Here is a 13,497-nt window from a genome sequence, read left to right as displayed (position 1 = left end):
GATGAAACAGCCCGGCTTACCGGCAGACCAACAGTTTTTTGCCGATCTGTTCAGCGGTCTGGTACTCAATCCGCAGCGGCTGGGACGGGTCTGGTTCGCCACGCCAGGCACCGCGCTGCCCGGCGGGAGTTTATGTCTCGATCTCCCCCGCCTGGATATCGTCCTGCGCGGCGAGTACGGTAATCAGCTGGAAAAAAGCCAGCACCGGCTGGTCGAAGGTGAAATGTTGTTTATTCCCGCCCGCGCCGCCAACCTGCCGATAAGTGAAAAACCGGTGATGCTGTTAAGCCTGGTCTTTGCCCCCGCATGGTTCGGCCTGTCGTTTTACGATACCCGCAGCGCCTCCCTGCTGCGCCCGCTCCGGCGCATTGAACTGCCGCATCCCCAGCGTGGCGAAGGTGAAGCGATGCTCACCGCCCTCACCCATTTGAGTCGATCGCCGCAGGAGCAGGCCATTATTCAGCCGCTGGTGCTGAGCCTGCTGCATCTGTGCCGTAGCGTGGTCAATACGCCCCCTGATATCCGCCGTCCGCGCGCTGAATTTCTCTATCACAGTATTTGCAACTGGGTGCAGGACAATTACGCCCGACCGTTAAGCCGCGAGAGCGTGGCGACATTTTTTAATATTACGCCGAATCATCTTTCCCGGCTGTTCACCCGGCATGGCACGATGAGTTTTGTCGACTATGTTCGCTGGGTGCGCATGGCGAAGGCGCGGATGATTCTGCAGAAATATCATTTGTCGGTGAACGAGGTCGCACAGCGGTGCGGGTATGAGGACAGCGACTATTTTTGTCGTCTGTTCCGGCGTCAGTTTGGCCTGACGCCGGGCGAGTACCGCGCGCGTTTTCAGTGAGCAGCGCCTCAGATACGTAGCATTTTTACCGTGGCGTCGATATCAATCTCATCTTCCGAAAAAACTAACGTCGTACCATGAAAAGTGGTGATCGCCAGCTTTTTCACAGGGCGCATTTCACCCGCCTTAGCGGCTGATTTGGGCCGGATATTGTTCATCAGCACCCCGACCGACAGCACCGCGTTTTCTTTGTCAACCGGCGCATCGGCGGGAACCTCTTCGCTGAATACGACAAAAGATTTGATCGACGTGAGCTTTAAGCGCTCACCGGCGATATAGATATACTTGCTGTCCGGGATCACTTTCACCGCATATGCCGACAGCCCTTTGCTGTTGGCCGTCGGCTCAAAAGTCACCGCCGCATCTTTTTTTATCAGCTCCGGATTGGCGACCTTAATCACATGAAAATAACGATTATCGCCGTTTTCATCTTTGATAAATCCGAAGCCTTTATCTTTAAACCACGTTGTGATCGTTCCGTTCATCGCCATTACCGCCTGTTATTCATACCGGGTCAATTTTTTGCAGCGCGAAGTGTAAAGCGTAAAGCCTGATTTTGGTAGCCGCGGCTCACCACATCAAATCATCAGGCACTTTAAAGTCGGCATACGGATCGTCTTCATCCTCTTCTTCCGGACTCAGCGCACTGTTTAAAACGATACTGTCGGCATCGCGCTGGGCAATTTTATCGGCGACGCTGGCGGGGATGATGGCGTATTGGCACTCGCCGCTGTTGTCCATCGCCAGGCGCGCAATGGCCAGACGTCCGTTGATAAGCTGCGTCTGGGTTAGCTTATCCACGTCGATCTTTTTGATAAGATTATTGTCCGTGAAGTTAAAACTGATATCGCCCCTGGTGACGGTAATTCTGTTCATTTCGATCAGCTGCTTCACCTGCGCTTTCAGTTCTTTCGCCAGCACGGCCTGCTTCTGCTGCTCGCTAAGCTGTCTGTCACGCTCAAGCTGGGCTTTTTTGTTCTCTTCCACCGCTTCTCGGGCCTCGCGAGCCTGAACGCGTGATTTTTTGGCGGTCCGCTGGACTTTGGCCATCTTCTTGCTGGAGACTAATCCCGCTTTCAGCATTTGCTCTTGTAAGGTTAATTTGCTCATCTTGCTGTCTGATTTGGTTAAGGGGTTTTGGGGATTATACCTGCAATCTGGAGGGTATAACCAATCTCTGTTTCTCTTTCGTGGGCCATTCAGTGGTATGTTGATATTTAGCAACCAGACGAGAAAAACGAATGTTTATCAGAACGTGGCATGGCTGTGTTCCGCGAAAGCAGGCAGAAGGTTTTATGGAACTCCTCGCAGAAAGGGGGGTTAAGCATTCACTAAGCATAAAAGATAATAAAGGTGCATTTGTACGCAGGGAAAGCCATGAAATACCGTGAAGCGTTGCAAAGTATATTGTCAGAAGACCCGTTAAGGATGCAGGCCCTTCATGCCGTTCGCATCTTAAACCTCAGCGATGGCTGGATTGGTGCGGGGTTTGTGCGCGATGCCGTGTGGGATCACCTGCATGGATATGGACAAAAACCTGTTTCTGGTGATGTGGATGTTGTCTGGTTTGACTCAGAACGCCGTCACCCGAGTCATGACAACGAGCTGCAACAAAAACTCAGGCAGCGATTGCCGATGTTTACCTGGTCGGTAAAGAATCAAGCCAGAATGCATCAACGTAACGGTAATAGCCCCTACCTCTCTACCGAAAATGCGTTGCGCTACTGGCCTGAAACCGCGACAGCAGTGGCCGTCAGAGTGGAAGGCAATAATATTGATGTTATTGCTCCCTGGGGTCTTGCTGATTTATTTGAACTGCGTCTACGCCCGACACTGTCGTTCGAGCGTGAAAAATTTGAGATCTTCCGGCAACGTGTTGCTACAAAACAATGGATGAAACGTTATCCCGGATTGCAACTGATCGCACCGGTATAAACCGTTTCGCAAACTGAAGCGTGGATGTATGTTAACGGAACTAATCTCATTCACTCTGAGCTGCGCAAGACGTTAAAGACCGAATTCAGGCCCGACAAGCTTGCTTTATCGGGCCAGCAGACACCTAAAACGTCAGCTCCGCCTCCAGCAATGCCAGCATGCTTTCCGCATCCGCGGCGGCAAACAGCGACTGGCGGAAGGTTTTATTGACCAGCTTGCGCGCCAGCTGGGAAAAGACCTTCACGTGGTTGATGCCCTCTTCCGCCCCCAGCATCAGCATTATCACCAGTTCGACCTCGCCCATTTCCGACTGCCAGTCAATGGGCCTGTCCAGCCGCGCGATACTGATGCTGGAATGGCGAATCCACTGCGATTTCGTGTGCGGGATAGCCACGCCAAACCCGACCGCGGTGGTGACGATCTCTTCGCGCTGCCAGACATCCTCTTCCAGCTCGAACGGATGCGCCGTTCTCCCGTTCACGCCCAGGTTGCCGCAGAGGAACTGAATGACCTGCTCTTTGTTGCTGAAAGTCTCCCCGACGAAGATATTCTCCAGCGCCAGCAGCGGACACCGATCTTTCTTCGGCGTAAACCGACTCAGCAGCGCTTCGATCTCCTGCGCGCTACGGCACTCGCAGGCGGCATTCGCCAGCTTCCGGCACGCCTCGCCGTCGAGCTGACGCAGCTGGCTTTTAATCACCGGAATACGCGGGCTGCTCATGCTCAGCTCATCAAGGCCCAGTCCCAGCAGCAGCGGCAGATAACGGCTTTCACCGCCCAGTTCGCCGCAGATCCCTACCCATTTACCGCGCTCATGCGCAACGCGAACAATCTGCTGCAACATGCGCAGGAATGAAGGCGTGATCGGATTATATAACGGCGAGACGCGCGGATTATTCCTGTCGACCGCGTACAGATACTGCGTCATATCGTTCGAACCGATACTGAAAAAGTCCACTTCGTCGCAGAAGTGGTCGATGATGTAACAGACCGACGGCACCTCAACCATAATACCCAACGGAAGTGACGCCGCATGGCGCAGCCCTTCGTTTTTCAGTCCGGCGATCGCTTTTTGCAGCTCGCTTTTCACCCATAAAATTTGATCGAGGCTGTGTACCATCGGGATCATCAGCTGCGCGTTGCCAAAGGCGGCGGCGCGCAGAATTGCCCGTAGCTGGCTGCGAAACAGCTGCGAAAACTCAGGATAGATGCGCACCGCCCGGTAGCCGAGAAACGGATTCTCCTCCTGTGGGATATTGAGGTAGGGGATATTTTTATCGCCGCCAATATCCATCGTGCGGAAAATAACCGGCCTGTCGCCCGCCGCCAGCAGGACCTGCTGATAGGCTTCAAACTGTTCCTGTTCGTCCGGCGCGCTCTCCCGATCCATAAAGAGCATTTCGGTACGGAACAGCCCCACCCCTTCCGCCCCGTTGGCGAACGCGCCGGGCGCTTCCAGCGCCGTACCAATATTGGCGGCGATATCCAGGCGCTGGCCGTCGCGCGTGACGGCCAGCTGAGCGGCGTCCCGCGCCTGCTGCCGCTGGTGCTTATCCGCCAGTTTCTGCGCGATAGCATAATAGCCCTGCACCGCCTCGTCGGGATTAATCGCCACCACGCCGCAGCGCGCGTCCAGTATCGCAGGCAGTCCGGCATAACGGGCCAGCGCATCGAGCGGCAAACCGCTTAATACCGGTATCGCCGAAGCGCGCGCAAGGATCAGCGTATGCGAAGTGCGTCCGGTTTTCTCCAGAATCATGCCGGAAAGATAGCGGAGATCGAGACTCATAAACTGGCTGGGCGTCAGGTCTTCCGCCACCAGAATGGTTGGCTGGCTCAGTACCAGCGCATTACGTGGACACCGCTCAGGCCAGGTGATATGCAGCAGACGCTCGCTGATATCGCGAATATCGCTGACCCGCTCGCGCAGATAGTCGCTGGCGGACGCAGACAGTTTCTCGCATACCTGCTCCATGTTGCGCACAATCGCCGCTCCCAGACTCATGCGTTGTTCCGCCATCAGACGGCGAATATTGCCTGCAAATTCATCGTCCTGAATCAGCGATAAATGCGCGCTGAGTATGGTTTTACTCTCGCCATCGCGTTCGCGAAGCTGCTGGTTCAGCTGTTCCGCCAGCGTCGCCAGGCTGTGCTCCAGCCGGGTATTGTCTTCCGCGCTGGCCGCAATCGCCCGGTAGCTCTCCAGGCTATCGCTCCGCCAGAGGGTAAGGCTGCCGCTACCGACGCCGTTCGCCAGCGCGTTGCCGTACAGCAAATCCGGATTGAGACGAATCAGCGAGCGCGGCAGCGGATGCGCCGCCAGTTCTGCTGGCGTCGGCTGGACGCTGTCGCTGTCAATAAAGCGGTGCTGAAGATAATCCTCCAGCGCCCGTCTGGCCTGCTCTTCATCGCTGCCTGAAACCGTCAGGCAGCAGCTGTCGTTAAACAGCGTGCCGGTGCCAATCAGCGCCAGCGAACTTTTCGCATCCGCCCGGGTATTCAGGCGCTGGTTGATAAAAATAATCTCGCTTTGCCACTGGCTGCACTGTTCTTTCAGCTCCCAGGCGGGACGGGCATGCAGGCCATTCGGCAGTGGGCAAAGAAAAGGGATGGTAAGCATAACGACTCCTGATTAACGCGAAATCAGCAACTGAAATCCTTCAGATGCGCCACGATTTCGGGCGTAAAACGTGTTACCAGCGCTGATAACAGCGCCCGGGTTTGCAGAATATCCTGACAGTCGGCAATTGAAGCGGCGCAATGCCCGTGGCGGGTTGGCGGCCCCATCACCACCGTCGGGATCCCGGTGCCGCTCAGATGCACCGCGCCGCCGTCGGTGCCGCCGTTACTGAACATATCCAGTTGCAACGGTATGCCCGCTTCTGCGGCAACGTTTTCAATCCAGGCGGTGAGTCTGGGCAGCGCAATCATCGATTTATCGCTTAACACCAGCATCGGGCCTTTGCCGATCTGCCGCTGGTTCGCCGCGCTGTAGTCAAAATTTTTGCCCCAGCAGGCGGTATCCAGCACGATGGCCAGATCCGGCGCTACGGCGCGGGCCGACGTGTGTCCGCCGCGCAGTCCCACCTCTTCGCTGGAGCTGGCCACCAGCCAGATCTCGGCGGGCAGTTCGGCGGCGTGCCATTCGCGCAGCAGCGCGATCAGCAGATAGCAGCCCAGCCGATCGTCAAAGGCTTTTCCCATTACCCGCTGATGCGGCAGCTCCTGAAAGGGAGTATCGAAAGTGACGCGATCGCCCGGACGCACGCCCGCCTGTAGCGCTTCTTCCCGGCAGCGCGCGCCAATATCGACGCGCAGCGCGCCGACCTCACTCCCGCTACGCTCTCCGTTCAGCAGGCTGGGAATTTTGCTCTCTTCGCGCGTGGTGATGCGCACGGGCTGTAGCTCCCGCGCCGCCATCCGCACGTTACCGACCGGCAGCACTTCAATTGCCCCTTCAGCCGAGATGCCGCGCACCATGAACCCCACTTCATCCATATGGGCGCAGATCATGATTCTGGGGCCGTACGACGCATTCAGCCGGATCAGCACCGATCCGAGGCCATCGAAACGGACCTCTTTGTTCAGCCGTTGCGCTTCCTCAAGGAAAATCTGCCGGACCTCCTGCTCGGAAGCGGCGATCGCATCGGCCTCGCTTAATGCCTTCAGCAGCGTTAAATCCATTACGCCTCTCCCGTCGTTAAAAGTTCTTTGGCCATTGTGTAGAGCACTTCGCCGCCCTCCGGCGTCACCAGCACCACATCCTCAATCCGCACGCCGCCCCGTTTCGGCAGATAAATACCGGGCTCAACGGTTAACAACATTCCCGGCGCGAGCAGCGTGCCGTCCGTCGGGGAAAAGCGCGGATCTTCATGCACCTCAATGCCAATCGCATGGCCGGTGTTATGGTCAAAATAGTCGCCATAACCGGCGTCGGCGATCGTATTGCGCGCCGCCGCATCGACCTCCATGCAGCTTACGCCAGGACGGATCGCGGCGATGGCGGCAAGCTGCGCGCGAAGTACGGTCTGATAAACCGGATAAAGCACATGTTCCTGCGGCGCGCCCGCGCCGGATACCCAAAACGTGCGCGTCATATCCGAGCAGTAGCCCTGATACTGCGCGCCAAAATCAATAGTGATAAATTCTCCTGCCTCAACGTGCTTATCGCTGGCCTTGCCGTGCGGCAGCGCGCCGCGCCAGCCGCTGGCGACGATAGTCTCAAAAGCGGCTTTTTCCGCCCCCTGGGTGTGCATAAACCACTCCAGTTCGGCGGCGATCTCCCGCTCGCTCATGTCGGGCCGGATAAAGCGACGGATGTGCGCCGCGCTGCTGTCCGCGATGCGGCAGGCCTCGCGGATACGGGCGATCTCCTGCGGCGTTTTAATCTGCCGCAGCGGCGAGAGCGACGCGCTGACCAGCGTCGCCCGCAGCTCGCTTTGCCAGCGACGGGCGGTATCCCAGCTCACCTGTCCCCCCTCAAAGCCGAGCTTTTGCAGCCCCTCCGCCTGAATAAGCTGATTGACGACCGTCGCCAGCGACTGCGTCCCGCCGAGCCTGTGCATCCGGTAGCCTTCCGCCCGCGCCTGGACGTCGGCGAAATAGCGCGAGTCAATGAGCACGTGCGCGCTGTCCCGGCTAATCAGTACATATCCGGAAGCAGTGGAAATCCCCAGATGCGGCTGTTTATTCTGCCGCGATGAGATCAGCATCGCGTCCAGCTTCTGTGCTGTAAGCCACTGGCGCAGCGAGTCGAGTAACGTCATAACGCAGTTCCTTTTCTTACAGGCTTTCTATCAGCAGCTTGCCCCGGCGGTACATCAGATGGCGCAAAAAGACGACCATCAGCGCGGTGATGGTCGCGCCCAGCAGAATGCCGCCCATATAGACGCCGAGGTTACTGACCAGCGGCCAAGCCCAGATCGCCGACTCCGGGAACCACTGCACCGCGCCCAGCCAGACGGCGGTTGTCGAACCGACAATCGCGCCGACCATATACGAAGGAATGGCGGTCATCGGGCTTTCCAGCGCAAACGGAATCGCCCCCTCGCTGATCCCCATAAACGCGAGGAACATCGCCGTTTTCCCCTGCGGATACAGCTGGGCGCTGAACAGGCGTTTGCCGGTCAGACGGCGGTCGATAAGCGTGGCGAGCCCCAGGCCGATCGGCGGGATAACGATGGCAATTGAACGTGCGGTAACGGGCAAGACATGATCGGTCGTGAAGCTGAAGGCGACAAAACATGCGGCTTTGTTAATCGGTCCGCCAAGGTCAATGGCCGTCGCCGCCGAGATCCCCATCGCATACATCAGCGTTCCCTTCTCGCCCGCCGCGGTAAGCAGAGTGCGGATACCGCCATTGATCCAGCCGCCGAAAGGGGTAATTACGTAATACATCGCCAGCATCACGAAGATTGCGGAAAGAATCGGCAGCAAAAAGGTGGTTTTAAAGGCCAACAGAAAATCAGGCAGCTGGATTTTCTGATTCATCCACTTCACCAGGTAACCCGCCACAATTGAAATAATCAACGCCCCGATAAAGGTGGAGGGCACCGGCGCGCTGGTCATCCATTGCAGACTGGCGGGATCAAAGTTCAGCACCTGCGTAGGCTGGGTGGACATCAGACCGCCGATAAACCCGGCAGGAAATGCCAGCTTACCGCCGATGGAATTCGCCACAAACGCAGCGAACATGGGAATGGCAAAGCCAAACAGCACGCCGCCGAAAGATTGCGACAGCCAGGCGAATTTGAGCAGGGAAAGATCAAACCCGCTGAATTTGCCGCTGTTCAGCGCATCCATAATGCCGGTATCTGCGGGGATGTTCAGCCAGCTATAGGCAATCAGCTGGCTGAAGGCGAGGATCACCCCGCCCATGATTAAGGTCGGCACCATCCGCGAAATACCGGACATCACGTGCTGCGGCAGTTCACCCCAGAAGCTGTTGCCGGCGGCCGGCGGATTTTTGATTGCCGCCGCGGCGCCCGATGCGCCGGGCACAACGGTCGCACTGCGTTTTTTAATGGCCATATCGGTATCCCTGTCGACAATTACGGTTGTTCGGCGGCGATCATCTCTTCAATCTCTTTAATGATGCCCGCTGCATTTTTAATGGCATCCTGAAGGGTGATCTCATAAACATCACGGGTCGCAAAACGCTCATTGTCCTCCGGCGTCACCGCCACGGAATGGATGATTAACGTGGCTTCGGCAATATCCTGCGCCGTCAGGCGGTTTTGAATACCGTCTGCCCCCTGCGTTTCAATCTTCACTTCATAACCCGCTTCAATCGCCGCTTCCTCCAGCGCCTGGGCCGCCATAAAGGTGTGAGCCAGACCCATCGGGCAGGCGCAAACTGCAATCAGTTTTTTGCTCATAACAGACTCCTCGAAATAGTTAACGAGGGAAATTATGGCGGGGGGAATAACAGGAGCGTTACCGGATAAATAATGCTTTTACTGGACAAATAATTCCGTTAAGTGGAAATGTGACGAACATCGGAAAGGCGTGCAACGGGCATAAAAAAACCGCGTGAGAAACGCGGTTTAAGGTGAATGACAACGCGGGTATGCCGGATGTTGCAGGCCTACAGAATCTGCCCTAAGGTCTGGCGCAGATGCGCGCCCGCGCCAAGCAGCCCCGGATTATCGTGGACGATCAAATAGACCGGGATATCCTGCACGTAAGCTTTAAAACGGCCTTTGTCTTCAAACGCGCCGCGGAAACCGGAAGCTTTGAAGAACTCAAGGAAGCGCGGCACGATGCCGCCGGCAATGTACACGCCGCCAAACGTGCCCAGCGTCAACGCCAGGTTGCCGCCAAAGCGCCCCATGATCACACAAAACAGCGACAGCGCGCGGCGGCTGTCGGTGCAACTGTCCGCCAGCGCGCGTTCGGTGATATCTTTCGGCCGCAGATTTTCCGGCAGACGACCATCCGCTTTGACTATCGCGCGGTACAGGTTCACCAGGCCGGGACCGGAAAGCACCCGCTCGGCGGAAACGTGGCCGATTTCGGCGCGCAGCACCTCCAGAATAATATCTTCCTCTTCGCTGTTCGGCGCAAAATCCACGTGTCCGCCCTCGCCCGGCAGACTCACCCAGCGCCGGTCGACATGGACCAGATGCGCCACGCCAAGTCCGGTGCCCGCGCCGTACACCGCGATGGGTTTGCCCTCCACCGGTTCCGCCCCGCCAAACTGAATCAAATGCTCTTTTTTCAGCATCGGGATCGCCATCGATACCGCGGTAAAATCATTGATGATTTCCAGATGGCTGAAGCCAAGATTCTTTTTCATCTCCGCAATAGAAAACGCCCAGGTATGGTTAGTCATCGCGACCCAGTCGCCGGTGATCGGACAGGCGATAGCAATGCAGCCATCTTCCACGCTCACCTGATGCTCATCGAGATAAACCCGCACCACGGCTTCCAGGCTGGGATAATCAAGGCCGGAATAGGTTTTAGCTCGCGAGATCTCCCCGCTGTCGACATCGCACAGAGCAAGACGCGCGTTGGTGCCGCCCACATCCCCTACTAAAGCATACTTTGTCATTCTTCTACTGCTCCGCTAAAGTCAAAATAAATCTTTGCCACACTGTAAATTCACAGGGGCGCAACAACAACGCCAGAAAGGCGGGTCCCCTGAAAAAAGCGATCCAGGTCACACAATAACTTTATCGTTTCAGCACCTTTTGCAGCGATGCCGTCAGGCAGTCGCGGCAAACTGAGCGCCAGATTCGGCATTAAGGAAAAAGAAAATGCTCCATCCGCGAGCCAGAACCATGTTGTTATTGTCGCTTCCCGCGCTGATTCTTGAGATAGCTTCAAGCTTAGTCCTTATTGTAGTAATGAAATTTGCCTCAGTATTACAGCTCATACTGTGGCAGCGCCTGCCGGGCAGCGTTGGTATCGCTGCGGATTCGCCGTTCTGGATAATCTCTATCCTGACGCTGACAGGTATTCTGGTCGGTCTGACGATCCGCTACAGTCCCGGCCACGGCGGGCCGGATCCGGCAAGCGAGCCGCTTATCGGCGCGCCCATCGCGCCCGCCGCCCTGCCGGGCCTGCTCATTGCGCTGGTGCTGGGCCTGGCGGGCGGCGTGAGTCTGGGGCCGGAACATCCGATTATGGCGGTCAATATCGCGCTGGCGGTGGCGCTGGGCAGACGGCTATTCCCGCGCATCGGTACGCTCGACTGGACTATTCTGGCCTCTGCCGGAACCATTGGCGCGCTGTTCGGCACTCCGGTGGCCGCCGCGCTGATTTTTTCGCAAACGCTGAGCGGTTCTGACGATACCCCGTTATGGGATCGGCTTTTCGCCCCACTGATGGCGGCAGCGGCAGGATCGCTGACCACCAGCCTGTTCTTTCATCCCCACTTTTCTCTGCCCGTCGCGCACTATACCCAGATGCGGCTGGTGGACATTTTCAGCGGCGCGGTGGTGGCCGCTATCGCTATTGCGGCGGGAATGGTGGCCGTCTGGTGCCTGCCGAGACTGCATTTCCTGATGCACCGGCTGAAAAACCCGTTGCTGATACTGGGCGTCGGCGGCTTTATTCTGGGCGTGCTGGGTGTGCTCGGCGGGCCGCTGACTCTGTTTAAAGGTCTGGATGAGATGCAGCAAATGGCCTTCGGCCAGACGCTCAGCGCCACGGACTTTTTTATGCTGGCGGTGATAAAGCTCGCCGCGCTGGTCGTGGCGGCGGCCTGCGGTTTTCGCGGCGGGCGGATCTTTCCGGCGGTGTTTGTCGGCGTCGCGCTGGGGTTAATGCTGCATGCCCATGTGGATGCGGTGCCTGCCGCCATCACCGTCTCCTGCGCCATTCTCGGCCTGGTGCTGGTGGTGACCCGCGACGGCTGGCTCAGCCTGTTTATGGCGGCAGTCGTGGTGCCGGACACCACCCTGCTGCCGCTGTTGTGTATCGTTATGCTCCCGGCCTGGCTGCTGCTGGCCGGTAAGCCAATGATGATCGCCAGCCGCAAAGATCGCTAGTCAACCGCTGTTGCGCGTTTCCAGCGCCCGGGTGACCGCGCGCAGCAGCACGGGTAAATCGGCTTGCGGCAACACTACTTCAATCAGCGAAAGCCGCTCAGGACGCGTCAGGCGGGCGAGCACCTCCGCAAGCTGTACGGCCTGAGTGACGCGCCAGCACTCCGCACGCCCGGCAAGGTTTAAGGCATGGGGAATTTGCGTCCAGTTCCAGCGCGCGATGTCATTATAGCGCTGCGTTTCACCGTGAATCGCCCGTTCAACGGTATAGCCGTCATTGTTAAGCAGCAGAATCACCGGCGACTGTCCGTCCCGCAGCATCGAGCCCATCTCCTGGATCGTCAGCTGCGCGGCCCCGTCGCCGGTAATCAGAATTACCCGCCGTCCGGGCGCTGCGGTCTGGGCGCCAAAGGCGGCAGGCAGCGCATAGCCTATCGAACCCCACAGCGGCTGCACCAGCAGCTCCGCGCCCGCGGGCAGCGTAAGCGACGCCGCGCCGAATGCCGCCGTTCCCTGATCGGCAAGAATCACATCGCCGGGCTGTAGCGCCTGCTGTACGGTATGCCAGAAGTTTTGCTGGTTCAGCGCCCCCTGCTTCACCTGCGTCTGTTCGCCTGCAGGCTTCGCGGGCGGCGGGGCGAAGGAAAGCTCCAGACATACCTCCCGCAGCGTGACAACGGCCTGTTCCATTGAGATACCGCTATACCACGTTTGCCCAATCCGGGAGCCGTGTGGCTGTACCTCTATTGTCCGTTCTGCCGCCAGCTGCTGGGTAAAACCGGCCGTCAGCGTATCCACAAAGCGGGTGCCGACGCAGATTGTGGTATCCGCCCCTTCAATGGCTTCGCGGACAAACTCGCCGCTTGCCCCGCCGCTATACGTGCCGACAAAGCCCGGCTGCTGTTCATCGAAAAGGCCTTTGCCCATCAGCAGGGTGGCGTGGGCCATTGGCGTCTCGGCCATCCAGCGCTGCAGAACAGGCTGTAAATCAAAGCGCCTGGCGAGAAAGTCCGCCAACAGCGCCACCCGTGGACTGTTCATCAGCATCTGGCGCGCCTGATAGCGGAAAGCGGTAACGACGCTCTCCTGCGACTCAGGCTGTAGCGGCACCAGAGCTTCTGAAGGCGGTACAGCCGGACGTTTCGCCACGTCAGCGGGTAACAACAGGTAACCGGGCCGACGGCTGGTTAACATGGCATGCAGCACGCGGTCAATTTCATGGCAGGCGGTTTGTTCATCCAGCACCGCGCTGGCGGCGCAGACGGCCTGGCTCATCCGGTAGAAATGGCTGAAATCCCCGTCGCCAAGGGTGTGATGCATCAGTTCGCCCCGGCGCTGCGCTCCGCTACAGGGCGCGCCGACAATATGCAGAACGGGAACGTACTCGGCATAGCTGCCCGCCAGACCATTCAGCGCGCTCAGTTCGCCGACGCCGAAGGTGGTCAACAGCGCGCCAGCCCCCGCTAAGCGGGCATAGCCGTCGGCAGCATAGGCGGCGTTCAGTTCATTAGCGCAGCCGACCCAGCACACGTCAGGATGGTCGATCACGTGGTCGAGAAACTGCAAATTATAATCGCCCGGCACGCCGAACAGATGCGCGATACCGCATCCTGCCAGTCTGTCGAGCAGGTAATCGGCGACGGTATAGGGGGTTTGCATGGCAGCGATCCTTTTGACGTGAGCCTCAGCTTGAGTATTGAAGAAGCGCGAAGCCTG

Annotated in this window: 13 protein-coding genes; 3 read left to right on the top strand and 10 right to left on the bottom strand. The window is 58.0% G+C overall.

Annotation, left to right across the window (positions count from 1 at the left end; translation table 11 throughout):
* Position 1 precedes the first annotated feature (1 nt).
* A complete protein-coding gene (locus K7R23_RS12515; RefSeq protein WP_012906956.1) occupies positions 2-856 on the top strand; it encodes an AraC family transcriptional regulator in 855 nt (284 codons plus the stop codon).
* Between the two features lie 8 nt (positions 857-864).
* Here the strand turns inward: K7R23_RS12515 and K7R23_RS12510 are convergent, their stop codons facing one another.
* Positions 865-1,347 carry a cold-shock protein gene (locus K7R23_RS12510; RefSeq protein WP_012906957.1) on the bottom strand — a complete coding sequence of 161 codons (483 nt, stop codon included), beginning with the start codon at positions 1,345-1,347 and terminating at the stop codon, positions 865-867.
* A gap of 79 nt (positions 1,348-1,426) precedes the next feature.
* A complete protein-coding gene (locus K7R23_RS12505; RefSeq protein WP_024132823.1) occupies positions 1,427-1,966 on the bottom strand; it encodes a DUF2058 domain-containing protein in 540 nt (179 codons plus the stop codon).
* 267 nt (positions 1,967-2,233) lie between these two features.
* Between K7R23_RS12505 and K7R23_RS12500 the strand changes: the two genes are divergently transcribed.
* Entirely contained in the window at positions 2,234-2,791 is a 558-nt protein-coding gene (locus K7R23_RS12500; RefSeq protein WP_012906959.1) for a nucleotidyltransferase family protein, read from the top strand.
* Positions 2,792-2,915: 124 nt separating this feature from the next.
* Here K7R23_RS12500 and ptsP read toward each other — a convergent pair whose 3' ends face one another.
* From ptsP to K7R23_RS12465, 7 genes are all read right to left on the bottom strand, one after another.
* Entirely contained in the window at positions 2,916-5,411 is a 2,496-nt protein-coding gene (gene ptsP / locus K7R23_RS12495) for a phosphoenolpyruvate--protein phosphotransferase (RefSeq protein ID WP_012906960.1), read from the bottom strand.
* Between the two features lie 23 nt (positions 5,412-5,434).
* Positions 5,435-6,475, bottom strand: coding sequence for an aminopeptidase (gene ypdE / locus K7R23_RS12490; protein WP_012906961.1), 1,041 nt, complete (start codon positions 6,473-6,475; stop codon positions 5,435-5,437).
* Positions 6,475-7,557, bottom strand: a complete 1,083-nt coding sequence (ypdF, locus tag K7R23_RS12485; protein WP_012906962.1) for an aminopeptidase — start codon at positions 7,555-7,557, stop codon at positions 6,475-6,477. Before ypdF ends, ypdE begins: the two co-directional genes overlap by 1 nt.
* 16 nt (positions 7,558-7,573) lie before the next feature.
* Positions 7,574-8,821, bottom strand: coding sequence for a PTS fructose transporter subunit IIC (locus K7R23_RS12480; RefSeq protein ID WP_012906963.1), 1,248 nt, complete (start codon positions 8,819-8,821; stop codon positions 7,574-7,576).
* A 20-nt stretch (positions 8,822-8,841) separates the two neighbouring features.
* Positions 8,842-9,168: a PTS fructose transporter subunit IIB gene (locus K7R23_RS12475; protein ID WP_012906964.1), complete on the bottom strand. Its 327-nt coding sequence runs from the start codon at positions 9,166-9,168 to the stop codon at positions 8,842-8,844.
* Positions 9,169-9,377: 209 nt separating this feature from the next.
* Complete coding sequence (gene glk, locus K7R23_RS12470) at positions 9,378-10,343, bottom strand: glucokinase (RefSeq protein ID WP_012906965.1); 966 nt, start codon at positions 10,341-10,343, stop codon at positions 9,378-9,380.
* A gap of 50 nt (positions 10,344-10,393) precedes the next feature.
* Positions 10,394-10,618 (bottom strand): hypothetical protein, encoded by a 225-nt coding sequence (locus K7R23_RS12465; RefSeq protein WP_162467718.1) that lies wholly within the window; start codon positions 10,616-10,618, stop codon positions 10,394-10,396.
* Here K7R23_RS12465 and K7R23_RS12460 point away from each other — a divergent pair.
* A complete protein-coding gene (locus K7R23_RS12460) occupies positions 10,549-11,784 on the top strand; it encodes an ion channel protein (protein WP_012906966.1) in 1,236 nt (411 codons plus the stop codon). The two genes, K7R23_RS12465 and K7R23_RS12460, sit on opposite strands and share 70 nt — an antisense overlap.
* Here K7R23_RS12460 and K7R23_RS12455 read toward each other — a convergent pair whose 3' ends face one another.
* A complete protein-coding gene (locus K7R23_RS12455) occupies positions 11,785-13,440 on the bottom strand; it encodes an alpha-keto acid decarboxylase family protein (RefSeq protein WP_012906967.1) in 1,656 nt (551 codons plus the stop codon).
* Positions 13,441-13,497: the final 57 nt, after the last annotated feature.

The organism is Citrobacter rodentium NBRC 105723 = DSM 16636 (assembly GCF_021278985.1).
Taxonomy (GTDB): domain Bacteria; phylum Pseudomonadota; class Gammaproteobacteria; order Enterobacterales; family Enterobacteriaceae; genus Citrobacter_A; species Citrobacter_A rodentium.
This window is presented reverse-complemented; position numbering and strand designations above follow the sequence as displayed.

What these genes read in the sequence shown, in the direction of transcription:
- K7R23_RS12515 (WP_012906956.1), top strand. Translation starts at nt 2, where the DNA reads ATGAAACAGCCCGGCTTACCGGCAGACCAACAGTTTTTTGCCGATCTG.
- K7R23_RS12510 (WP_012906957.1), bottom strand. Translation starts at nt 1,347, where the DNA reads ATGGCGATGAACGGAACGATCACAACGTGGTTTAAAGATAAAGGCTTC.
- K7R23_RS12505 (WP_024132823.1), bottom strand. Translation starts at nt 1,966, where the DNA reads ATGAGCAAATTAACCTTACAAGAGCAAATGCTGAAAGCGGGATTAGTC.
- K7R23_RS12500 (WP_012906959.1), top strand. Translation starts at nt 2,234, where the DNA reads ATGAAATACCGTGAAGCGTTGCAAAGTATATTGTCAGAAGACCCGTTA.
- ptsP (WP_012906960.1), bottom strand. Translation starts at nt 5,411, where the DNA reads ATGCTTACCATCCCTTTTCTTTGCCCACTGCCGAATGGCCTGCATGCC.
- ypdE (WP_012906961.1), bottom strand. Translation starts at nt 6,475, where the DNA reads ATGGATTTAACGCTGCTGAAGGCATTAAGCGAGGCCGATGCGATCGCC.
- ypdF (WP_012906962.1), bottom strand. Translation starts at nt 7,557, where the DNA reads ATGACGTTACTCGACTCGCTGCGCCAGTGGCTTACAGCACAGAAGCTG.
- K7R23_RS12480 (WP_012906963.1), bottom strand. Translation starts at nt 8,821, where the DNA reads ATGGCCATTAAAAAACGCAGTGCGACCGTTGTGCCCGGCGCATCGGGC.
- K7R23_RS12475 (WP_012906964.1), bottom strand. Translation starts at nt 9,168, where the DNA reads ATGAGCAAAAAACTGATTGCAGTTTGCGCCTGCCCGATGGGTCTGGCT.
- glk (WP_012906965.1), bottom strand. Translation starts at nt 10,343, where the DNA reads ATGACAAAGTATGCTTTAGTAGGGGATGTGGGCGGCACCAACGCGCGT.
- K7R23_RS12460 (WP_012906966.1), top strand. Translation starts at nt 10,549, where the DNA reads ATGCTCCATCCGCGAGCCAGAACCATGTTGTTATTGTCGCTTCCCGCG.
- K7R23_RS12455 (WP_012906967.1), bottom strand. Translation starts at nt 13,440, where the DNA reads ATGCAAACCCCCTATACCGTCGCCGATTACCTGCTCGACAGACTGGCA.